The sequence below is a fragment of the Xanthomonas sp. NCPPB 3005 genome (genome assembly GCF_041228095.2).
In the GTDB taxonomy this organism is placed as follows: Bacteria; Pseudomonadota; Gammaproteobacteria; order Xanthomonadales; family Xanthomonadaceae; genus Xanthomonas_A; species Xanthomonas_A bonasiae.
On record NZ_CP166096.2, the window covers coordinates 3,811,271 to 3,834,074 of the forward strand.

The window sequence follows — 22,804 nt, forward strand, 5'->3', positions numbered from 1 at the left end:
CTTCTGCCGCAGGTACCGCATGCCGCACATACGCCGTCACTGGATGCCAGCGCTCGCGCTGGCCCTCGCCGCCGCCCTAGTCTCCGCCGCCGCAGGCGCCGGTCCGCTGTACCTGGGCGCCGACCTGTCCTACGTCAACGAAATGGAGGACTGCGGCGTGCAGTACCGCGAGCACGGCGCGGTGCAGGACCCGTTCGTCCTGTTCCATGCGCACGGCGCCAATCTGGTGCGCGTGCGCCTGTGGAACGATGCGCGCTGGACCCGCTACAGCGACCTGAGCGACGTCAAGAAGACCATCCGCCGCGCGCGTGCGCAGGGCATGCAGGTGCTGCTGGACTTCCACTACTCCGACGACTGGGCCGATGGCGAGAAGCAACTGATCCCCAAGGCCTGGGCCGCGATCACCGACCAGGACGAACTGGCGCGCACGCTGTACGGCTACACCTACGACACGCTGAGCGCGCTCGACCGCGCGGGGCTGATGCCGGAGCTGGTGCAGGTCGGCAACGAGAGCAACTCGGACCTGATGGACAGCCAGCCGTGGGACAAGCGGCGGCCGATCGACTGGGCGCGCAACGCCAAGCTGCTGCGCGCCGGCATCCAGGCGGTGCGCGACGCCGGCGCACGTTCGGCGATCAAGCCGAAGGTGATGCTGCACATCGCCCAGCCGGAAAACGTGGAGCCGTGGTTCGCCGCGGCCAGCAAGGCCGGCGTGCGCGACTTCGACTTCATCGGCATCAGCTACTACCGCAAGTGGTCCAGCGAATCGATGGCCGGGCTCGGCGCCACCATCAAGCGCCTGCGCCAACGCTACCCGGCCGAGGTGATGGTGGTGGAGACCGCCTACCCGTGGACGCTGGCCAGCGGCGACGCCTCGCACAACCTGCTGGGCGAGGACTCGCTCATCGCCGGCTACCCGGCCACCCCGCAGGGGCAACTGGACTACCTGGTCGATCTCACCCAGTTGGTGATCGACAACGGCGGCAGCGGCGTCGTGTACTGGGAGCCGGCCTGGACCAGCAGCAGCTGCAAGACCCGCTGGGGCACCGGCTCGTCGTGGGAGAACGCCAGCTTCTTCGATTTCGCGCACGGCAACGAGCTGCTGCCCGGCATCGGCTTCATGCGCCACGCCTACCGGCCTGCGCCGCAGGCCAGGACAGACGCGGCGGCGACGCCGCAGGTAAAGGACCCGCAACCATGATCGAACTGAGCCGACGCGACCTGCTGCGCTCGCTGGTCGCCGGCGGCGTCCAGGTGGCCGTTCCCGGCGCGGCGGCGGCCTTGGCGCCGGCAGCGCTGGCCGCGAGCGCCACCGGCGCAGGTCCGGCGCTGACCTGGGACGAGGATGCGCCGGCACCGCGCGAACGCCTGCTGTGCGACGTCGGCTGGCGCTTCCACTTCGGCCATGCCGACGATCCGGCGCGCGACTTCAACTTCGGGACGTTCCAGCGCACCTACGCCAAGGCCGGCAAGGACACCGCCGACGCGGCCCTGCCCGGTTTCGACGACAGCCGCTGGGACGCGATCGATCTGCCGCACGACTGGGCGGTGGCGCTGCCGCCGCGCCAGGATCCCGCCTCCGCCAGCATCCTGGTCGACGATCCCGCAGCGGCGCACGGCTACAAGCCGCTCGGCCGCAACGACCCGCAGACCAGCATCGGTTGGTACCGGCGCGAACTGGAGATTCCGGCCGACGATCTGGGCAAGCGGATCTGCCTGGAATTCGACGGCGTGTTCCGCGACTGCATCGTGTTCTGCAATGGCCATATCGTCGGCCGCAACGGCAGCGGCTACTGCGGCTTCGAGGTCGATCTCAGCGACGTGCTCGACTACGGCAAGCGCAACGTCATCGCCGTGCGCGTGGACGCCAGCCTGGGCGAAGGCTGGTTCTATGAGGGCGCGGGCATCTATCGCCACGTGTGGCTGCGCAAGACCGATGCGCTGCACGTGCCGCTGGACGGCGTGTTCGTGCGCAGCCCGTGGCAAGGCGGCGCCGCGCAGGCGCTGGTCAGCACCGAACTCGGCAACAGCGGCGCCGAAGCGCGCAATTGCAGCGTCACCTCGGTGATCCGCGCGCCGGACGGGCGCATCGTCGCGCGCGCGACCAGCGCGCAGGTCACCGTGGCGCCGGGCGTGGTGCAGCGCGTCGAACAGGCGCTCGATCTCGGCACGCCCGCGCTGTGGTCGCCGGACACGCCGCAGCGCTACACCCTGACCACCCACCTGCACAGCGACGGCCGCGCCTGCGACGCGCTGCGCACGCGCTTCGGCGTGCGCAGCCTGCAGTTCGACCCGCAGCGCGGCCTGCTGCTCAACGGCGCGCCGTTCAAGCTGCACGGCACCAACAACCACCAGGACCACGCCGGCGTCGGCACCGCCATCCCCGAACGCCTGCACGAATGGCGCCTGCGCCAGCTCAAGTCGATGGGCTGCAACGCGTACCGCAGTTCGCACAACCCGGCCGCACCGGAAGTGCTGGAGCTGTGCGACCGCCTCGGCCTGCTGGTCATCGACGAGACCCGGCGCATGTCTTCCGACAGCGAGGCGCTGGCGGAACTGGAAACGATGGTGCGGCGCGGCCGCAATCATCCCTGCGTGATGCTGTGGTCGCTCGGCAACGAGGAACCGCAGATGGTCACCGCGCGCGGCGCACGCATCGTCGCGCGCATGCAACAACTGGTGCGGCGCCTGGATCCGACCCGCCCCACCACCTTCGCAATGGACAAGGGCTTCGACGACGGCGTCGGCCAGGTGGTGGACGTGGTCGGCTTCAACTACCGCACCCCGCAGATGGATGCCTTCCACGCGCGCCATCCCGGCATCCCGATCTACGGCAGCGAAACCGGCAGCACCGTCGGCGTGCGCGGCAATTACCGCACCGACGACGCGCGCGGCTACGCCCGCGCCTACGACCTCGACTACCCGTGGTGGGCGAGCAGCGCCGAAGCCTGGTGGAGCTACGTCGCGCAACGGCCGTACATCGCCGGCGGCTTCGTCTGGACCGGCTTCGACTATCGCGGCGAACCCACTCCGTACAACCGCTGGCCGAACGTGGCCTCGCAGTTCGGCATCCTCGACAGCTGCGGCTTCCCCAAGGACAACTACTGGTACTACCGCGCGCAATGGACGCGCGAGCCGGTACTGCACCTGTTCCCGCACTGGAACTGGGACGGCCTGCTGGACGAACGCGACAACGGCATGGTCGACGTCTGGTGCCACAGCAACCTGGACGCGGTCGAACTGCTGGTCAACGGCGCCAGCCAGGGCCTGCAGCAGGTGCCCGCCTACGGCCACGTCGAATGGCGGGTCAAGTACGCGCCCGGCACCATCGAGGCGCGCGGCTATCGCGACGGCAAGCAGGTGCTGGTGCAGACCCGCGCGACCGTCGGCGCAGCTGCCGCGATACGCCTGCGCAGCGACCGCCCCGAGTTGCTGGCCGACGCCGAGGACGTCGCCGTGGTCGCGGTCGAGATCGTCGATGCGCAAGGCCGCGTCGTCCCTACCGCCGACACCGCTGTGCGCTTCGCCGTACGCGGTGCGGGTCGGCTGATCGGCCTGGGCAACGGCGATCCGGCCAGCCACGAGAACGACAAGGGTGACAGCCGCCGCGCGTTCAACGGACTGTGCATGGCGCTGCTGCAGACCACGCGCACGGCGGGCACGCTGGTGCTGGAAGCGACCGCGCCTGGGCTGGCGCCAGCGCGGCTGGCGCTGAAGAGCGTGCGAACCAAGGTGCGGCCGTTCGTGGCCTGACGCGGGCGCGTCTTTTTTAAGGATCCACGCCGGCGCGCGCACGGCGGGCGCCGGGCGCTCCCGACGTCCCTCCTGCGCAGTCGCCCAGGCGCACCATCCAAGGTCCGCCCATGCCGTGGTCGGCGCGATGGCGACGCACGCTGGGGTGACGTCGCCGACGCTTCACTCCGAAGCCGATCCTCACCGCCTCGGGCATCTCCAAGCCCGTGAAGCTGCGTCGCCCCAGCGATCCGCTACCCCCACCGCGCATGCGGTGAGGGAGCGCGAGCCGTCACCGCAAGCGCGAGAATGCACCGATCCCGGCGATCGCCAGCCGCTCGGCGGGCACCGCCGTTTCGGCGAAGGACAGCCGCAGGTAGCGGATCTGGCGGACCTCGGGGAAATTCAGACGCTGGGTCGAGAGCGCATAGGCGATGTTGGACAACTCGCCGGCGCCGGCGGGCTGCCAGTGCTGGCCATCCTCGCTGCTTTCGGCGCGATAGCCCTTCGGTGGCGCCGCGCCGTTCAGCACCGCGCGCGAAGGCGTGAGGCTGAAGCCGGCGACCTGGCGCAGCGCGCCGAGGTCGATGGTCACCTGGGCGGGATGGCCCGGCTTGGGCGCGGGCACGATCCAGATCGTGCCGGCATCGTCGTCGAGCAACTTCTCCGCCCCCGGCGCGCTGGCCTCGACGATTCGCCAACCCGCGGTGGACAGCACGTCCGGCGCGTTCGCCGTCGGCCGCGCGACCGCAACCGGCGCAACCGCGCGGAACAGCGCGAATTCGCTGATCGCCGGGCAGACCGGCGCCTCGAGCACGAGCAGACGCACGCGGCGCGCAGTGACCGGGGCATCGAGGCGCAGGATCCGTTGTGCGCCGATGCATTGCGCTTCAGCCAACCGCCGCCATTGCCCATCGACCTCGGCTTCGATCGCGAAGCGGGTGACGCGCACGCCCAGCGGCAGGTATTCGCGCAGCCGGATCAAATCGAAGCTGCGCAGCGCCGACAGCTCCAGCGTCAGCGTCGGCGTGGTGACGTCGTCCGGCGTGGACCAGTAGCTGTCCGGCTGGCGGTCGAGCACGCGCGCCGGCTCGAAGCCGGGACCGCGCGACGCGCTGGCGCTGGCCTTGGCGCCCTTGGCCAGATCGATGGCGAAGCTGGCGCGGATCGCGTCGCCGAAGCTCTGCAGCACCGCGACGTCGTGGTCGGCGATGCGGCCGCGTCGGTCCGGCGGAAGATTGAGGTTCATGTTGGTGCCGCGCGCGACCGAGGTGTCGAAATAGCGCACCAGGTTCTCCGGGCTGCGCACCTTGCCGTCTTCATCGGCATGGTAGAACCAGCCCGGGCGGATCGAGGTGTTGGTTTCGGCCGGCCACCACAGCGCCGCCCCACGCACGCCGGCATTGCCGTTTTCCTGGGTGTAAGGCGCATTGGGCATGGTCGGCCAGCACGGATCGCCGGCGACGCCGTCCTCGTTGCCGACCCAACGGATGTCGGCGCCGAGCGGGTCGAAGGTGCAGGCCATCGGCTGGTGCTGGTGGACCAGCTCGATCATCCGCGGCCAGTTGTAGTAAGCGGGCGCATCGATCTTGCGCGTTTCGCGCGCTCCACCGTAGTAGCCGTCGCCGCCATTGGCGCCGTCGAACCAGAACTCGAACAAGTCGCCGTAGCCCGTGCACAGTTCGACGATCTGCTTGCGGAAATAGTCGAGATAGCCGGGGCGGCCATATTCGGCGTGGTTGCGGTCCCAGGGCGACAGATAGATGCCGAAGGCCAGGCCGGCGCGCCGACACGCCGCGGCCATTTCGCCGACGATGTCGCCCTTGCCGTTCTTGTAGGGCGAATTGCGAATGCAATGCTCGGTCAGGCGTGTCGGCCAGAGGCAGAACCCGTCGTGGTGCTTGGCGGTAAAGATGATCCCTTTCAGATTGCCGGCCTTGGCCGCGGCGACGATTTGATCGGCGGAGAAATCGCTGGGATCGAATTTGCGCGGATCTTCGTCGCCGTAGCCCCATTCCTTGTCGGTAAAGGTGTTCATCGCAAAATGCACGAAGGCGTATTGCTCCCACCGATGCCACCGCAGCTGCCGCGCGCTGGGTACGGCGCCCCACGGCGCCGGCCCCTTCGGGCGCGGCGCAGCCGCGAGCTGCGCGGCGGATGCGCTGAAACCTGCGGCGACGGCCACAACACCCGTGGCAAGAAAGGTACGACGATCGATCATTAAGCGCCTCCGGCTCTGCACAAGTTTCGATCTTAGCTTTTCCAATAGCGAAAGAGTCCGCCCCACGAAGCTGCGGAAGGGCGTGCAATGAGATCCGTGTGGCGATCCTTTGCCGCATGATTGGAGATTGACTGCGCGCTGTCGCCGATCCCCGTTTCCACGGACACTTGCAGCCGACGCCCAGACGACTCGACCGCACTTGGCATGGACTCGGCATTGCACGTACTGCATACCGACCGGACATTCCTTGCCTCCCGATTGGCCTTCCTGCAAGTCTCCATGGAAACGGAGCGGCACCCGGCGTTCCACAGTGGATCGGCAGGTAGCGCGTCGGGCCATGGAGCCAGGCTGAAGCCGCGTCGCCCTGTCCTTTGCTGGCTGCACACGTCCATACTTGCCCACAGCCCGCCGACCTGAAATTCCTTAAACCATTGAATCAGATGCAAAATCGAGAAAAATCCCAAGCTCCCGGAAGCGCAGCGGAGCACACCCCGCTGATGAAGCAGAAAGGGTGCAGCGGGATCATATGCACTGGAAGCCTTGTGCAGCAACGATAAAGAATGACGCCTCATCTTGGGAGCTTCACGTCGCAACATTGTCGCAACACGCCGTCAAGGTTTCTGAGGCATCTGATGGTCGCCAACGGTAACAAGCGACCCATCGCTCCCTTCAGGACATAGAGCGCAATTGTGAACATCCATTGAATGGAATATTGGTCGACCTCATGTGCTTGGTGATCCAGTCCGGATCCAAGGAGTTCCCAGCCATGCCTGCACTCAAGCGTTCCGATCTGCGTTACGAATACAGCTGGAAAGTTTCTGAAGGTGACAACCCAAAGCTCATAGAAAAAGACGCTCATCATCTCAGCCGCAATGAGGGATACGAGATGCTGCTTTATCTCAATAAGCTCACAGGAGAGAAGGGAGCCGACTTGCCTGTGAAAACGCGTCTGATCGTGGAGTGGATGCTTAAAGAGCACTTCAAGTCCACAGCCCCGGGGCGCGCCACAGTGACAGAATGGGTTGTCGACAACTGGCAGAAGCTGTCGCCCCTATATCCGGGGTAGAAAGACTTTGGCGGAGGATCTCGATCCTCCGCCATTTTGCAAAGCGAAGCCAGCGGACCACAAAGTCGGCAGCCGTCTCGCTAGAGCAAGCTTTGCGTTTGGTAATCGAATAGCCTGAAAACTTTGTGTAACAAGTCAACGAGAGCCACTCAAATTGGAGCGTCGACTGGACGCATCTCTGAGATTGCCGATCCTTGACCGTCGTCTGACCCCTTCTAGGCATCCATGGACATGGGAAAGCCAACTTTGCGGCGCCTATTAATATTTGTGAAATAGCGCAGGAATTTGCGCTTGCGGTATGGCGGCTTGGTGCTTGGATGAGGGCTCCCCCACAGGCTCCAAGGAGCATCCATGCAGTCCGAACTCACGCTTCATATCGCCAGTCGTCTCATCACCGGGCTCCTTTGCCAGGAGCGGCATTGCCGCCTGTCCGACCGCATCGACGACATCCGACATGCGCTGGACGTGGCCGCCGAAATGCTGCGCCAGCACGGCGGAGGCAACGCCGCGCCTTCCGCCCACGACTATGCCCCGCCCAAACCCGCGCCGACGCCGCCACCATCATCGCCACCGCAAGCACCGCGCCTGCAAGAGATTCGAACCCGGGAGGCGATCGTGGTGCGCGACATGCCGTCCGTCGAAGAGTGGCGCAAGAACCGCCGCCACAAGGCAGCCCCGGATCCGGTGGCGAACAAGAAGAAGCCGACGCTTCACTGATACGCACAGCCAACCCAACAACAAAGTGCCCCGCAAGCGGGGCACCGTTGTTTCAGTGGAGGCGTGGGCGCGGTGGACGGGGGCCGCTCGGCGCAAGGTCCGGGGCCGACGGGTCGTAGAGCGCATCGGGTTGAGCGTCCTGGGCGCCGAAGACCAGCGGTTGGTCGAGCTCAAGGGGATAGCGCTCGAGCATTTCTTGGCTCCAGGCCTCCAGATGGCGACCACTCTCTTCGGCCTCCTGATCGCAGAAGGCTTTTTGCTGCGGGGTGACCCGATCCCGCGCGGCGGCCAGCTCGGCCGTCCGCTTCTCCAAGGTGCTCAATCGCCATGCCCGCCGTTGCTTCCAGGCCTGCTCCGACCACGACGTGCCGGGCTGAGGATGGTTGACGGTGAACTCCTCCCAGGACCGCTCCGCCAGATGGCGGAGCTTGGACGCGCGTTGCTCGGCCTGCAGGCGCCGTCCGAACCTCGTCAGGCTGGCTTTGAAGCGACGCAACCGCCGGGCCAGTTCCAATACGTCCGTGCGGAACCGCGTGTGCTCAGCGAACGCGGCGGCGCGCTCGGCCGCCCAGGCCAAGAGCTGGCGGGTGGCATGGAGCGCTCGCGCCACACCCTCTTGGCGAAGCGCTCCCCATTCCTGGCTCAGCTCGGCAACGAGCGCCGGGATGGAAAGCGGCTCTGGGCGTGGCGCCCCAGGATCGCCCTCCTCCAGCAGCCCCAGCCGTTGGGCAATGGCTCCCATGCTGCGAGACATCTCTATCTGCCCTGCCCCGCGGCCCAACGGTAAGGCCAGCACGGCCGGAGGACGGCGAGCCTCCCGTTGGGCCTGCTCGTGGCTGTGACCGTCGGGCACCTCCGCCACACGCCCCTCGTTTTCGAAGACGGCGATGAGTTTTTGGAAGGTCTCCTCGTTGCCCTCTTCGATCCGGCGGTTTGCCTCCACGCGCTCAGCGGCCTGGCCCCGCCGAGCCATGGCCGTCGCGTTCTTGCCCACGTGTTTGGTGGGTTCGCGCGCGAGCACGGCAGCGGCGACCAGGTCGCCGCGCGCCAGGGCCTCGCCGGCCTGAGCATCAAGACTGCGGTGGTCCACTTGGATTCCTAGGCCAGCCGCCTCGAGATAGGCGTTGATGGTCGTGGCGATCAACTCGCGCACCCACTGCACCTCGGTCCTGCCCGAAGGCCCACCGTCGAGCTCACGCGTTTTGTCTACAAAACCGTCCGGCCCGATGCGCCGCGTCGTGGTCAGAACGTGGACGTGCCAGTTCAGCCCGTCCTTGGAGCCCGGGCTGTGGATGCTGGCCTGCGCCGCGAAGCCGTAGCGAGCCACCAAGGCACGGGTGACCTCCATGGCCAGCGCCGATCGCTGCGCCTCATTGAGCTCGTGGGGCAACGCGAATTCGAACTCCCTGGCGACGGTCGCATCTTTGCGACGCTCAGCAGCCTCCACCGCCGGCCAGAGCTGGGCGGGGACAAAAGCCCAGTCGGGCGCGTCCTCGGGGGCGATGCAGCGCGTTTCGACGACGCCGTCTCGGCGGCGGTAGTCGTGGCGCTGCCCGGTCTTCTCGTCCTCGAGAAGCAGGCCAGCGCGGTAGGCAGCCGCAGCAATGGACGAATGTCCTTTGGCGCGGCTGAAGGTTTTTACGTTGGCGTGGTAGATGGCCATGAGGCGGCGGCTCCGAAGCAGTGAGGTTGCTTGGTTTATGCCTCGGCTTTGGATTTTCGCAAGCGCCGCCGGCGCTTGGGGTTCAAGGGGCGGAGCCCTTTGCGCACGCGTTCCGTAGGAACGCCTAGGTGCGCTCTTGCTCTTTTCTTTACTGATGGGAATCCAAGGATTTTTTGTTCTCGAATGAGGCCAGCAGTGGGGAAGTTCCGATGTATGGACGAGCGGGAATTCCCTGATTCACTGGTTGAAGAGACCAAAGGAGATCGAGATGACCGCCACCAACCATTACCACGATCGAATCGCACGTGCGACCAAGCGATTGGCTCAGCTGCAAGCAAGGGAGCTTTTGGCAGGCCAGAAGCGAGAGAGCAAAGCGAAAGACGCTGCCAAGCGAGAACAAGCCAAACGACGGCAACGCGTCTCCAGCCTAGTCGTTCTGGCCGGGGCCGAGGATCTTGAGGACACCGAGCTGTTGGGAGCCATTTTGAATTACATTGATGCCCGCAATGATCTTTCAATTCGCCAGCGAACTGCTGCTCGAGGAGAGCTACACTTAAAAAATGAGGAACGATAACCACAGCGAATGCACTAGACACTGCCACCTAGTGCACTCCAAGCTTCTCCCCAAGTTGCCCTAACGGCCCCGTCGATCACTTGGCTGAATGCCAATGGGAGCTTATGAGCTTTACGGCCAACCTCCAATCTGCAATCAATGTGCAAGCACTAGCATCGCCCACTACCGAAGGACGGGCCTCATGAACAACGAAATCACCCCATCCACCGTGCCGAAACAAGTAAAGCTCTCGCTGCTAAACTTTCCGGATGACCAGGAATTCATCCAAGTCTTTATAAAAGAAATGACAGATGCAATCATCGACTGCGGACGATTCCTTGATCTGGAGCGTCTCGACGGAGTTACTGTCGGATATGACTTTGGCGCAGCGCTTGAGTCTGTCGACCTTGGCTATGAATCCACGTTAGCAACCCAATACACGAACAACGGCGATGTAGTAGCAGTTGCGAAGGCGATGAATGTCCTTCGGGATGGGAAGGTTATGTCGCATGTTGTCTATAACGGAAACATCATTGCGCCGCTCGTCGATTCAAGCCATGATTATCACCTCGATGCGCTACACATCATCTCTCACGAGTTCGGTCACGTAGCTGAGCTCAAGTGGCGAGACGAAGCGATGCCCGGCCTGATGCTTAAGAGGCCAGAAGGAGACTGGGTCGAAAGCATGCTACTTCAGACCGCACTTACTGCATGGGAAGAGTATGCGGCCTGCAGGATGACGGGAATGGTAGGCGACAGCGATGCACTTAAACAGCGATACTCGCAAGAGTTTGATAAGTCTGCCGGCCATTCACTACAACGCGCCCAGCAAAAGGTGAAAGAGTTTCGCATGCACGGGGATGTCGACAGATTGCTAGTCGAAGCGGGCGAGCCCATTGCCATGCCGTTCAAAATGGCTGGCTACATAATGGGGCATCTTGACGCAATCGAAGATTCCACGCCGATCGAAGAGCTCTGTCCGCTCTATGCCAAGACACATCTCACGGCGATCATTCCAAAGCTATTCGCAGTCCTTCGAACCATCTGGGACGAACGAGACATGGGCAAAGGTGTCGCCATCTTCGCGCCTCTTAGTGCATTGCTTGAAGAAGCCTATTTGGCCGCCGGTATTGAGCTAATCCCTCAGAGTGACGGCCAAGGCTATTACGTCAATGTTCCATTCAGCGCTGCCACCATGCCCAATGGCGAAGCGGACATGCTTCTTATCCGTCTTAGGGAGCAATTTGGCCTTGACTAAACGCGACCGAGCGCTGACGAGGATGGCATGAGTTTTTGGAGAACAGGCCAACCTTGGGTAACGCACCGAGACCTTTAAGAGGACTTGGCAGCGTCCAGCGCATGCGAATTCCATCAATATTTCTTTGACGAACAGGGCGGATAAAAAATCAATCTCCTTAGCCGCATCAGTATTTTCCATCAATAGCCCGCGGGAAGTAAGCTGAGAAGCTATCGCACCATTGGTGCGAGCACAGCAGATCAGAATTTTAGAGCAAGGAATATTCATATTTATTGAAGCAGTAGCGCTCTACATGGGGAGCCGCGACTGCCTGAAGCGAGAATTTTTGGCGCCGCACCAAGGCTCTTCCGCCCCTTTTATGATGAAACGAAGCTCCCGTTGCGGATGCACTAGATCCTTGAGATAGTGTTCGTCGGTAATGGACTTATAGGGACATAGGATGATCCGACTTTGCTTGTTCGACCTAGACCAAACACTGGTCGATACCGAGGACATGAAAGAACTCCGCGAGGCTGGCAAGCATCGCGACGACGCAGCCTATGCGGGCGAGGTCCAGCTTGCTTTCAGAGGCCGCCAGCGGAACCTTATCGATGAAACTACGCTACTTGCGCTGTTGTCTGATACTCCAGGCTTGAAGCTGGGCGTCTTTACCCGATCACCAAGGCGCTATGTGGATGTAGTCCTAGCTGATGCCTACACGCTCATAGACTGGGATGTCGTGATTGCCTATGAAGACGTCCAGCACCGCAAACCCAACGGTCAAGGCATCCATAGCGCCATGACGGCGCTGGGCATGGGCAATACAGATGAACTGCCGCATGTGCTTCTGGTGGGCGACAGCGACGTGGACATTCGTGCTGCCTACAACGCGGGTTGCCGCGTAGCCTTGTTCAAGAAGGGCTGGCCGCACAGCTATGAGTCCACGCATTGGCGCAGCTTATCGTTGCTACCGGATGTGGTGGTGGGCGATACGGAAGAGCTACGGGCTCGTATACAAAACCCCTTACCTGGCCTGCCCGACTTGGAGCACCTGCTAGACGCCGGCCTTCAAGCACCCGGGAAACCGCGTTTCGACGAAATTGGCAAGTTCTTTCCCAACGACCGTGCCCGGCACGTCATGCAGGCTGCCGGGCGCTACTTCCCGTTCTACGAAACTTTGAATTATCGAAGGGCATGGCACACGTTATCGCAGTCCATTCAGGCCAACAAAGAGGCCGTGACCTTCCCGCCGGAGTGGATAGAGACGATCCGACGCTTCATCGCCTTCCACTACCGCTTTCTGACTGCTATGCCAACCTTTGGTGGCAACGGTCCAGAAGTAGTCATCACAGCCATACCAGCTAGGCCTGGGCGGCTCCACCGCCTTGGCCACCTGGTTATGCAGCTACAAGCGTCCTATGGCCCCAACCCACGCCTCAACCGCCTGCGCTTGACGTTCGACCCCAATGTGTTGGCCTACCGGCCTGGCGTGCAATCGCAAAGCCACGACCATCTGAGTCAGGAGGAGCGATTCGCAAACATCCGTGATCACCTCTACGTAGCCAATCCAGCGGGGGTGCAAGGCAAGAAGTTCTTGGTCATCGATGACGTGTCAACCACCGGCGCCACCCTGTTGTATGCCAAAAAATACCTTACGGAAGCGCATGCCAATTCCGTAGACTGTTTCAGCTTGGCCCAGACTGTTTCGGATCCCCTGAGGTATCAGTGAGCGAGATTTCACCTGCCACCGGCAAGTTGTTGGCGCTGTCGATGCTCAAGGGCGTCGGGCCTGCCACCCTGCGCAAGATGGCGGGCATGGCCAACTTCGAAACAGCCACACCTGAGAGCATGTCGTATCAGTTCCCTGCCAACTCCACCATCCTGCGCGACCTCCAGGCCTGGGCTCAGGCGCTGGAGGGTGCCGAGAAGCAAATCGAAGAAGCAGAGCGGTATGGTGCGCATATCCTATCGCCACTGGATCCCGACTACCCGACACTACTAGCGGCTACGAAGGACGATCCATTTTTGCTGTTTGTGCGCGGCGCACTCGCCTTGGAGCCCGACAAGTCAGTAGCGGTCATCGGCACGCGCGAGCCGACGAAGCATGGCATCCTAATAGCCCAGCGAATTTCTCAGTATTTGGCCGAGCAAGGGTGGAGTGTGGTCAGCGGCCTGGCCAAGGGGTGCGATGCCATTGCACACCAAGCTGCACTCGACAGTGATGGGCATACGGTCGCCGTGCTGGCCCATGGCCTGCATACAGTATCCCCCAAAGCCAATGCACGCCTGGCGGAGGACATCTTGAACAAGGGCGGTGCTTTGGTCTCCGAATACCGATTTGGTGTTGAGCCGCGCCCCGAGTTCTTCGTCAAGCGGGATCGCACCCAAGCCGGCCTTGCCCAGGGCGTAGCCATGATTCAATCCGACCTTAAGGGCGGGAGTCTTCATGCATCGCGTGCAGCCTTGGACTATGGCCGCTGGCTGGCCGCGCCCTACCCAACAGATCTGGATCGCATCAATGGCGAGCCGAAAGTCCAAGCGAACCTCACGTTTGCTGATGGCTCGGAACAGGATCGGATGGATTTGCTGCGCTGTCCTGTCTCCGCCCTGGAGCGCGTCATTGTCCTGCGCAGTCGCGATGACTACAGCAAGATGATCGAGAACAAAACCGCGCCGGAAACCACGCTGCCACCCATGCAAGGCGGATTGATCTAGTCCTGTCATGCAAGACGGCTGGTGGAGGCGGCAGACATGAGCTACCAGCTCCACCGTCGCCTAGGCCGTCACTTTGAGACGGCACCCGGAGTTGCCCCTGCTGGCTTATCAACTGTGTTCGGCAGGATTGGAGCCGCCTGGGACTTAGGCTCGGCACTTGAGCTTGCCAGGGCCCCAGCTGTCTCAATCAACGTCGTCACAGCCGTGCTCAGATGATCGTCCGACAGCGAGCCATTAGCGGCCATCTGGCACAAGTAGAAGAGTGCCGTGTCGATGAACGCGGTGCGCTCGGTGGATACACTTAGGGCAAGAACCGACTCACTAAGGTTCACGGCTACCTTTCCAAGATCCCCGCCCTGCGCCCCAGGCAGCTTCGCGAGTGTTAGGAACGAATCGGAGACGCTCAAATCACCTTTCATCGCCGTGGCACCCGCGGTCATCGCTCGCTGCATGCAGATGGCGGCACGCCCAGTCTGACGATCTCCAGCTGTAGTCCGCGTTGTGGATGGCGGATAGGCTACCGCAGCCGATACGTCATTGTCCCAAACGAAGACCGTGCCCAAATTTTGATTGTCGTTGCTTCGCAATGAGCGTGACGACAGGCGAGTGTCGTATGTAGAGCATCCAGCCAGAAGCATGGAGGCAACCGACATCAGGAACAGAGTTTTTTGCATCACAACTTCCCCCTAAAGATGAGTGATACCCGTTAAACCTCGACGTTTGCTGGGGCGTGTATTTTTAAAACAGTATGCGACACTGGGCATTGAGGAAAAGCCTTCGGTCAGCCGTATTAGCCCAGCACTACCCCCTCAAAGTGATCCACCTCCCTTCCCTAAACTACAAGGCACAGGCAAACCGACTGCGCTGCTTCCTCACATGCATTTATATCTTGGAGTGACTACCAAGGAATATCGTTGTCGGACTGAGCGGTAATGACTGAGCCAGCGTCCGTATCCGTTGCAGGGGCCATCATCTCTAACAGCCGCTCCCCTTGTGCCATGAGGTGGTCGTAAGTCATGACGGTGATCCCATGCATGCGACGGTTAAGCCCGTGGAGCGCTCGTTGCTGCTCATCGCCCCAACCGTGGGAGCGCCCGATGACGATTGTGGCACGCGGGTGATACGCGACGACCTCCTTGTGGTCGAGCAGCCCTTTGTCAGCGAACTCGTGCAGCATATCGAGGTATCGATGGCACTGGCCTACGGCCTTTGAGACGTCTGCAGAAAAGTAGTAATTCTTGTGCGCCTTGTCGTAAAGCAGCACGTCCATGTCAGGCCGCTTCAGCTCAACGATATCCCGATATCCAGCGATAACGTTAGGCAACATCAGATCGATGTTGTCTCCGGCGGTGATTGTCCGCACTTCGTCCCGGACGACGTAGGCATTCCCGAAGGCCCAGCAGTGCTTCTCGCACCAAGACTGGTAAACGTGTTCGGCCGACTCGCCCTGCCCCAAACTGGACCGGAGCTCAGCAACCGCCGAGCGCATCTCATTGAGACGAATGGATCCTCGCAGCGCCACGGTCAACTCTTGGGTCAGCTCCGTGCTGGCCAGATGCTGGACCAAATCCGAGTGGGAGAGCACCTTGGTCAGGACCCCTACCAGTGACTGCGGGTCATGCCCAGTGAGGTCGGCCGCCCCGTTCGCCACCTTGATAAGGATGAACTCACCGGCTTCCGATTGATGCGCCAACGGAAGATGGGTCTGAAGGTATTTGAAAAGCTTCAGTGTGGAGATTTCGGTCAAGCTGATAGTCTTCGGCGGATCCTCTTCCCACGGCGAAGCCTTCGTCTTCTTGAACCCCTCCAGCTTGATGGAGAAGCCAGTATGGTCACTATGGGGAATCAGCCACCCGACGACATGAAGCTTCGTCCTAGACGTTTCATTGAGCACGACGACGGGGACATAGTCCAGCTTGCCACTGCTCGCCGTCTTCCGAACGACTTTAGTCAGGTCTGTGGTCTCGCTCATTGAATCCCTCGCCCGCTGTGCACCTGGCATTCTCAGTTTTGTTTGGCAAGCGCCACTAGGTGACGCAGCGCAGCCGCCCGATCCTGCCATGTGTCCACATGCCAAGAGGGGTGGTAGACCCACGTCATGAGTGTCGAGCCTCCCGGGTAATCGAGTGACCAGATTTCGCGCGACTCAATGTAACGCCGCCTGCTCTTTCCTCGATTGACCTGTCTGGCGGTGAACGGCTCTAAGCCCGGCTTCAGCCTACCGTGACTAAAGAGCCGCCATGCGGTTCGGCCCAGCACCAGCACAACATTTGGTCGAAGCACCGGCAGAATGTGCCGAATCAAGACATCCCCGCCATCGCGCAGCGCCTTGTTTCGCGGCCGGTGGTTCGCTTGGGAACCTGCGAACGCCTGGGAGAGGTTCATGAATGCCACGCGCCTCCAGGCTTCAGCAGCCTCCTGCAGTTGGAAGTCCTGTTGCCCAGTAAGCACCAAGTCTAGTGCCTTGAAGAAGGGCCCGTCGCGGTCGTTCCGGACCGGCAAAGCCATCTCACGGAAGTGGTCTTGAGTGAAGGGGCGGGTCACTTCGAGCGAATCGCTCATCCCTTCTTTCCGATAGTGCGACTCGCCCAGCAAAAGCACCCGCTGGCCGCTCATCCCCTCCAAATAAAGATCACCCCAATACGGGGTGAAGCGAACTGTGTCAGGCCAATGATGGTCGTCGAGGTCCGCTGAGCTGGTCGACCTCTGCGCAACTGGACATTCGCCTGTCATCTTCACTCCTTGAGCTAGGGCCCTGATTGGCGCTAGCTACCGCACTTCGCTAAAGCACGGAGGCAACTTGCGCTGGATTGACCGTATGGACGTAGCCCAGGATCCCGGATGCAACCTGCGATGAGCTCGCCATGGCATACGCTTCTCGAAAGCGTTGAAGCCTATCGTCTACCAAATTCATCGACCCGTGCGAGAGTTCGACATTAAATGCGGTGACTACTGGAGCCGGCCCTACTGTCTTTCCGGGGCTCAAGGGTAGTCCCGCGTCCAACGCAAGCTGCTTGAGTTCGTCGGCAGCGTTGCCAAGAAGCCCATCATCGTCAGAGGACAGCACGATGTCATCGACGTAAACACTAACGGTTAAATGTTCCGATAGTTCGCATTGGCGCAAGAACCGACCGACCCGACTCTTATCCAGCGCCAATGACGCGAGAATCGGAGACTGGACATACCCATAGGGAAGCATCGTTTTCTTGGATTTTGGATTGATGACTACGCTCTCCCCAGCCATCCGTCTTGCATCGGCGTAGGAGAAACGTCGCTTCAAACAACGCGTCAATCGCGACTGATTGATACGCCCAAAGAAATCATCAAGATCGCACCGAAAAAAATACTGATGCGCAGTGTGACGATGTAGAGCGGCCACATGTCCGCCCCCACGTAGATGAAAATAGAACGGCGGAGGCGACCACACCTTTGACACAGCCAGGCGAATCAATTCTCCGGAAGCTTTTCCGATGGGTGTCGGCACATACACCCAACGTCCTGGCTTCACCTCAAAGCGGTGTTCCCATCTCTTCATCGGGGAGCCCACGAGTAGTTAGATGCCATGTTCATGAGCGCCGCCAGGAAACGGAAGAATCCGCCCCCAAACGACAGCAACGCATGAACTAGGCGGGTCTTACGAATAAATTTCTTCATAAGATCTCTCCTCTATTCTTAGCTCCGGCTTGCCTAGCGCAGGGCGCATGGACACTTAACCAACGGCGACCACCGAATAGAAACATGCGGCGTCGAGTAAGTCACTTCGTGACGAATAGAGGGACAGGCGCAAAGCCTATCGCCAGAGCCAGCACATTATAACCCAAGGCAGGGTCACATAGTCATCCTCGGCCCAGAGTCTTGTTGCTGAGTCCGCTGTTGAGTCTGTTCCATCTGCTGCTGTCGCACCTGGTCCTGCTTGATAACTTCGGCCTGTTGCAGGCTCTGCTCCGCTGGCTGCTGCGCCGCCTCCCTCCCATCCACCCGAGCATGGAACATCGGGAGTTTGTCGCCAAACGGCGCGTAGACCGCAAGCACGTTCTCGGCCCCGTCCTTGCCCAGAGCCCCGGTCACCCGGTCCACCCGCTTCACCAGCGGGTCCTCGGCCTGCTGCTTGTAGAGGGCTGCGGTGACGTTCCGACTTTCCTCCTCGTTCCAGTTCCCCGTTCCGCTGACCCAGGAATGGATCGTCTGGTAGGTGGGATGGTCCGGATGCGCGGGGTTGTCGGCCAGCATCGGACCCTGTGCCCCCTTCTCCTGCGCCGGTTCGGCCTCCTGCTCCTTGCTGCGTCCAGGTGCTGACACGGAGACCGCGCCCAGCGTCGGCACGTGCGCCATGGCCGGCTGGCCCAACTCGGCCTTCGCCTGGCGCAGTTCCTCAGAGGTGGTCATCGCCACTTGGTGGGCCACCCCGTCTTGGCCAACCTGGTAGTGGGCAATCGGGCTGTCGTAGCCGTATTGCCCCTGCTCGTTCGGCTTCAGCTGCTGCATCGTCGGGCCGGTCAGGCCTTCGGCCTCCTTCGTGCGCTGGGTGGCCAACTCCACCGCCTGCAGGTTGTTCTCCTGGGCGTTGAGGTCGATGCCAGCGGCCCGATACCGATGCAGAAGCTCGTTGCGCTCCATCTGCGCCGGCGTGGGCGCTGGGCGAGCCTCAATGGCCGCCAGGGTCTCCTGAGCACGCTCCAGCGAAGGCTGGCGCATCTGATTCGTGAGCTCCAGCTCCACCGCCAGGTTGCCGGTCGCCACCCCGTCCTTGCCGAGCCACTGTCCGGCCCCGTTGCGTTGGTAGATCTCGCCATCGTGGCCTTGCACCCGGTCCTGCTGGGCACGAGCACTTTCCACGGCGGCAGGAACGCCCACCCCGTAGTCCTGCCCACGCTGGGCGGCATGGCTTTCCAGGTAGGCCTGGGCGATGGCCTCGCGGCCGGTGGCGATGTTGTTCTCGATGCGCCCCAGGGCTTCCTGGTTCAGGCGCTGCGCCTGCTCCGGGGTAGCGGTCTGCGGTGTGTAGACCCCCTGGTCGTTGCCGCCCGTCACGCCGGTCTTGACCTGACGCTCCCAGGACTCCGTGGTCGGATTGCGATGCCAGTTCTGGTTGTCCAACCCGGTCCGATCGCCAGGCTGGGCCGGAAGGTTGAATGGATCCTGCGGTGGGGGCGCCTTACCCAGCGCGAACTCGGCGGCCTTGGCATTCGCCATGGCGCCCAATTCCTGAGACTTCACGTAGCTGGCCCCCACGGGTGCCCGTGTGGGGGTGTCGCGTCCATCGGGCGCGCGGTCGAACGCGCCTTGGCGCTCCCAATCCCGTCCGTTGAACTGCCACTCCACTCCAGCCTTGTCGGTCTGGTGGAAGATGTCGCGGTTCTCTTTGAGGTCGACGGCCTTGTCGAAGGCCTTGCTCATCAAGACAGCGTCGCCCACCACCAGCGCCGCGGGCACAAACCCACTGCTGCTGCCCAGCGCGGCCGCCGTGGCCGCACCGCCGGCCCAGCCGCCCGCATTGCGGGCAATGGCGTGCTGAACCTCCGACTGCGCCGCCGTGGTGTTGCCCTGCTCCATCAGCGCCGAGGCCATGCGGGCGGTCATCACCGCATCCGCGCCCGTGGCCAGGAGTCCACCGGCACGGGTCAGGCCCCGGGCAGACGCCTCCCCCATCAACAGCTCCATGGCGACTTCGCCACGCTGTCCGCGCGGCACGCGAATATTCTGTGCGGCTTCCGGACCCAGCACCTGCTCGACCTTGAGGATGCCCTGCTCGGACAACACCACGCGCCCGTCGTGATGAGCGTTGGCGATGGCGAGCGACAACCCGCTGCGCTGAAGCTGGATATCCCCGCCTCGAACGATCGCGGCGTTGCTGACCTGGATTTGGTTGAGCGTGGTGACGATGCGCGACTCGGAATGCGCGACGGCACCCCAGCCGTGGTCCACCCCCGTGAAGCCCTTCAAGGCCTCGACCTGCTGAGAGTGGGTTTGATAGTAGGCGGGGATGTCTTTGAAGAACTGACGGACTCTCTGGCTCGTCTGCGTCGGAAGTTCGCCTACTGGCGTGTTGGTGTTCAAGTCGCCATTGATCAGCCCGACCTTGACCGTATCGCGCAGTTGCTCCACACGTTTGGCGACCCGATCCATCGCATCAGGGTCACCCATCAAAGCAGCTTGACCATCCCGCGTCGATTGGATGCGGTTCAACCGTTCAAGCATGCCTTTCTGGTATTCCGCCAAGGGACCGCCACTGTGTGGGGTCACCCCAAGCGCGTCAGCCAGTTGAGGACTGGCTGGCAGGAACAAACGGTTCTCAGGGGCATGGATATGAAACTTCCCGACCTCTTGCAACTTCGCCAACAGCTCGCTGTTCTTCAGCGTCTGCTGTTCGATGTTGTGATGGTCTTGGAAAAGCGTCCGATAGTTCGCCATGGATCAGGCTCCTTCCTTGCTGCCCGTGTTCGCAATCAGCAGTTCACAACGTCGTAAAACCAAAGCCCATTGGACTTGCTGGGCGTAACAATGCCCGCCGCTTCAACGGCCTCCTTGAACGCTCTATCGCAGAAGACACCGCCATGGAAAGCCAACCTAAAAACATGCGCCGAACCCAACACATCCCGCCTGAAGGCCAGACGGATGTCGCCGGTGAGGTCGTAGTATTTCCCGGCCTCAAATTCGTCACTGATTTCAATGTTGAGTTGGGAAGACTCTTCGTCCAAGGCATCCAAGGTGCGGACGACGTCGCAGAGGAATACAGTCGGCCCCTTGGAACCATCGTCCAAACGATAGTCGACCTCAGCGAAAGCGAAGGCCCCCGCGTCCACTGACTCCATCACGCGACGCAGCCGGTCGGAAACCAACCAATAGCCGCTGAAGCTGCCCTCTAGATCTTCAGGTGGCACGCCCTCGCTGGGGTAGTAAACCAGGCGCGGGGTTTCGCGCAATGGCGGGAACCCGCCCTCCGTTGGCTTCACGATGAGGCGCGGCGGCGTTCGCAGAACACTCTCATTTTCAAAGACCACTCCGTGACCTTCGCCTCCACGCCGAGCATCCGGCTGCAGCTGGAAGAACTCGCCCTTTTTAGGCTGATTTGCCATCTTGGTTTCCATGCGTTGCGCCCCGTCCATAGGCCCACGTCCATCGATTACTGTGATCTGAGTCTAGCGCTATCGCCCGCGACTTGGGCAGACAAATGGGGAAGGGCCCCGCCCCTGCTGCGGCCACCCGGCTGCGTCCAATGGATCAGCGCTGTGCCGGCTGCCAACCTGCCCGCGCGGCCTCCTCGGAACTACAGAACATGCGCTCGCCACGGCTCAGGTCGATGCTGGTGCGCTCGTAGTCCCGCTGGCCTGGCACGTGGTAGATCTTCTTGCCCTGGCGGGAGATGTTGCCCTTGATGCGGCATCCGCTGGACACGGACGGCGTGGTCACCTGAGCCTGGCGGCTCGCCTGGTCCCGCTTGCCGCGCCGGTAGTCGGCGGGCATCTGGAAAGGCCCTTGCCAGAGGTTCCGCTGGTGCTGGCGCGCGTCGGCTTCGTCAGCGATGAACGCTTTTGCATATTGGCGATACGCGACCGCCCAGCCTGAGCGCACCATCCAGCGGTTGACGGACTGCCCTTGGACGAAGCACTCCGCGACCACCCGGCCATATCGGTCGGTGTCCTTGGGTTGGCAGCGAACGGTTTTGTCCAGCACGTAGCCGTCCAGCGCGGCGGCGGACCGCCGGCCACATGGCCACGAGCGCCCGTCTTTGGTGGTGCATTGCTGGGTGCTTTCCGGGGCATCGATGCCCCACAGGCGGATGCGCTGCTTCGCCACCGTGAGGGTGTCCCCGTCTGTAACGGTCGCGCGGCCGACCAGCTCTGCTGCCACGCCAGGAATCGAAGCAAAAACCAAAGACAGAACCAACAGACCCTTCAACGCCATCAACAACGACTTCCTCTAAGCGCACGCTCGGGTGGCGAGCGCCAGTTCAAACACGGTCCGACACTTTAGCGGAAGCGGGAAACGGGCGCCGACCAACTCGCCAACCCTTCAATCCCGACGCACGTTCCTGGTGTGGTCGCCGCCGGTCTCCTCTACGACAACGAACTCGCTCACCAGCCAACCGTATGCGTCGCTCAAGGCATCGGCGATACCCTCTTCGCTCTCGCATTCAACTGTGGATTCGGCCGGCAACGCAGGACGCTTGCCATCGGTCTCCCAGACAATCCCTCGCACGTGAAACGCTTTCATTCCTGCTCCATGGATGTGCATCTGCCTTGGCAGTCTAGCTTCGGCACGCTGCATAGGTGAAGGGGCGGGCTATGCCCACCCCCTACTGGCCAAGCTGGTGTGCTGGTGGCCGCCGATGATCAGGTGGTCGAGGACTCGGATGTCGAAGAGGCGAAGCGCTTGCTTCAGGCGCTCGGTGACCTGGCGGTCGGCGTCGCTGGGCTCCGGGTTTCCGCTCGGATGGTTGTGGAACAAGATGACGGCGGCAGCGTTGAGGTCCAGGGCTCGCTTGGCGACGACTCGGCTGTGGACTTCGCAGCCGTCGATGGTCCCGGAGAACAAGTGCTCGGTAGAAATGACGTGGTGCTTGGTGTCGAGGAAGACGACGCCGAAGACTTCGTGAGGCAGGTGGGCGCAGCGGGCGACCAAGTAGCTGCCGGCGTGGATGGGGTTGTGGATCCGGCCTTGCCGCTGGAGGCGCTGTTCCAGGATGTTGGCGGCGGCGAGCAAGATGCCCTCCTCGTCCATCGGGAGCTGGTATTGGGCCGTGCGGTCCTGGGTGGTGCGCTTCATCGGTTCTTCTCCACCAGCGCGTTGTGCGCCTCGTGGGAACCGGAAGGCGAAGCGTTAGGCTCGACCGCACCCGGGAATGAGCACCGCGGCAGCGGCGCGCAGTGGAGGGCCGCAACAGAGCGTCAGCGCCGAGG

At 62.3% G+C, this 22,804-nt stretch carries 19 protein-coding genes; 8 read left to right on the forward strand and 11 right to left on the reverse strand.

Features of this window, described 5'->3' with window-relative positions:
* Window positions 1-19: 19 nt before the first annotated feature.
* Together AB8810_RS16435 and galA are read left to right on the forward strand one after the other, a co-directional pair.
* Complete coding sequence (locus AB8810_RS16435) at window positions 20-1,201, forward strand: arabinogalactan endo-beta-1,4-galactanase (protein ID WP_369914237.1); 1,182 nt, start codon at window positions 20-22, stop codon at window positions 1,199-1,201.
* Complete coding sequence (gene galA / locus AB8810_RS16440; RefSeq protein ID WP_369914238.1) at window positions 1,198-3,753, forward strand: beta-galactosidase GalA; 2,556 nt, start codon at window positions 1,198-1,200, stop codon at window positions 3,751-3,753. Before AB8810_RS16435 ends, galA begins: the two co-directional genes overlap by 4 nt.
* A 271-nt stretch (window positions 3,754-4,024) precedes the next feature.
* Here galA and AB8810_RS16445 read toward each other — a convergent pair whose 3' ends face one another.
* The gene (locus tag AB8810_RS16445) at window positions 4,025-5,953 is read right to left on the reverse strand and encodes an alpha-L-fucosidase (RefSeq protein ID WP_206231070.1); all 1,929 of its coding nucleotides are present in this window, start codon (window positions 5,951-5,953) and stop codon (window positions 4,025-4,027) included.
* Between the two features lie 766 nt (window positions 5,954-6,719).
* On the opposite strand from AB8810_RS16445, the gene AB8810_RS16450 reads away from it, so the two are divergent.
* Complete coding sequence (locus AB8810_RS16450) at window positions 6,720-7,019, forward strand: hypothetical protein (RefSeq protein WP_179563671.1); 300 nt, start codon at window positions 6,720-6,722, stop codon at window positions 7,017-7,019.
* A 351-nt stretch (window positions 7,020-7,370) separates the two neighbouring features.
* Window positions 7,371-7,736: a hypothetical protein gene (locus tag AB8810_RS16455; RefSeq protein ID WP_179563670.1), complete on the forward strand. Its 366-nt coding sequence runs from the start codon at window positions 7,371-7,373 to the stop codon at window positions 7,734-7,736.
* A 52-nt stretch (window positions 7,737-7,788) separates the two neighbouring features.
* On the opposite strand, the gene AB8810_RS16460 is transcribed toward AB8810_RS16455, so the two are convergent.
* Window positions 7,789-9,399: a MobA/MobL family protein gene (locus AB8810_RS16460; protein ID WP_369914239.1), complete on the reverse strand. Its 1,611-nt coding sequence runs from the start codon at window positions 9,397-9,399 to the stop codon at window positions 7,789-7,791.
* Between the two features lie 268 nt (window positions 9,400-9,667).
* Between AB8810_RS16460 and AB8810_RS16465 the strand changes: the two genes are divergently transcribed.
* The 4 genes from AB8810_RS16465 to AB8810_RS16480 all read left to right on the forward strand — a co-directional run bounded on the left by AB8810_RS16465 (window position 9,668) and on the right by AB8810_RS16480 (window position 13,904).
* Complete coding sequence (locus AB8810_RS16465; protein ID WP_369914240.1) at window positions 9,668-9,973, forward strand: hypothetical protein; 306 nt, start codon at window positions 9,668-9,670, stop codon at window positions 9,971-9,973.
* A gap of 181 nt (window positions 9,974-10,154) precedes the next feature.
* On the forward strand, window positions 10,155-11,210 hold the full coding sequence (locus AB8810_RS16470; protein ID WP_369914242.1) for a hypothetical protein: 1,056 nt from the start codon (window positions 10,155-10,157) through the stop codon (window positions 11,208-11,210).
* A gap of 493 nt (window positions 11,211-11,703) precedes the next feature.
* Window positions 11,704-12,918 carry an HAD-IA family hydrolase gene (locus AB8810_RS16475; protein ID WP_369914243.1) on the forward strand — a complete coding sequence of 405 codons (1,215 nt, stop codon included), beginning with the start codon at window positions 11,704-11,706 and terminating at the stop codon, window positions 12,916-12,918.
* Complete coding sequence (locus AB8810_RS16480; protein ID WP_369914244.1) at window positions 12,915-13,904, forward strand: DNA-processing protein DprA; 990 nt, start codon at window positions 12,915-12,917, stop codon at window positions 13,902-13,904. The genes AB8810_RS16475 and AB8810_RS16480 overlap by 4 nt, the downstream gene beginning before the upstream one ends.
* A 68-nt stretch (window positions 13,905-13,972) precedes the next feature.
* Here the strand turns inward: AB8810_RS16480 and AB8810_RS16485 are convergent, their stop codons facing one another.
* The 9 genes from AB8810_RS16485 to AB8810_RS16525 all read right to left on the reverse strand — a co-directional run bounded on the left by AB8810_RS16485 (window position 13,973) and on the right by AB8810_RS16525 (window position 22,670).
* Window positions 13,973-14,578: a hypothetical protein gene (locus AB8810_RS16485; protein ID WP_369914245.1), complete on the reverse strand. Its 606-nt coding sequence runs from the start codon at window positions 14,576-14,578 to the stop codon at window positions 13,973-13,975.
* 224 nt (window positions 14,579-14,802) lie between these two features.
* Window positions 14,803-15,876, reverse strand: a complete 1,074-nt coding sequence (locus AB8810_RS16490; RefSeq protein ID WP_369914246.1) for a Shedu anti-phage system protein SduA domain-containing protein — start codon at window positions 15,874-15,876, stop codon at window positions 14,803-14,805.
* Window positions 15,877-15,908: 32 nt separating this feature from the next.
* Complete coding sequence (locus AB8810_RS16495; RefSeq protein WP_369914248.1) at window positions 15,909-16,466, reverse strand: uracil-DNA glycosylase family protein; 558 nt, start codon at window positions 16,464-16,466, stop codon at window positions 15,909-15,911.
* A 220-nt stretch (window positions 16,467-16,686) separates the two neighbouring features.
* On the reverse strand, window positions 16,687-17,439 hold the full coding sequence (locus AB8810_RS16500) for a reverse transcriptase domain-containing protein (protein ID WP_369914249.1): 753 nt from the start codon (window positions 17,437-17,439) through the stop codon (window positions 16,687-16,689).
* A gap of 293 nt (window positions 17,440-17,732) precedes the next feature.
* Window positions 17,733-20,315, reverse strand: a complete 2,583-nt coding sequence (locus AB8810_RS16505; RefSeq protein ID WP_369914251.1) for an XVIPCD domain-containing protein — start codon at window positions 20,313-20,315, stop codon at window positions 17,733-17,735.
* 35 nt (window positions 20,316-20,350) lie between these two features.
* A complete protein-coding gene (locus tag AB8810_RS16510; protein ID WP_369914252.1) occupies window positions 20,351-21,010 on the reverse strand; it encodes a DUF1629 domain-containing protein in 660 nt (219 codons plus the stop codon).
* 115 nt (window positions 21,011-21,125) lie between these two features.
* The gene (locus tag AB8810_RS16515; RefSeq protein WP_369914253.1) at window positions 21,126-21,809 is read right to left on the reverse strand and encodes a thermonuclease family protein; all 684 of its coding nucleotides are present in this window, start codon (window positions 21,807-21,809) and stop codon (window positions 21,126-21,128) included.
* Window positions 21,810-21,917: 108 nt separating this feature from the next.
* The gene (locus AB8810_RS16520; protein ID WP_369914254.1) at window positions 21,918-22,118 is read right to left on the reverse strand and encodes a hypothetical protein; all 201 of its coding nucleotides are present in this window, start codon (window positions 22,116-22,118) and stop codon (window positions 21,918-21,920) included.
* Between the two features lie 69 nt (window positions 22,119-22,187).
* Window positions 22,188-22,670 carry a RadC family protein gene (locus tag AB8810_RS16525; protein WP_369914255.1) on the reverse strand — a complete coding sequence of 161 codons (483 nt, stop codon included), beginning with the start codon at window positions 22,668-22,670 and terminating at the stop codon, window positions 22,188-22,190.
* Between the last annotated feature and the right edge of the window lie 134 nt (window positions 22,671-22,804).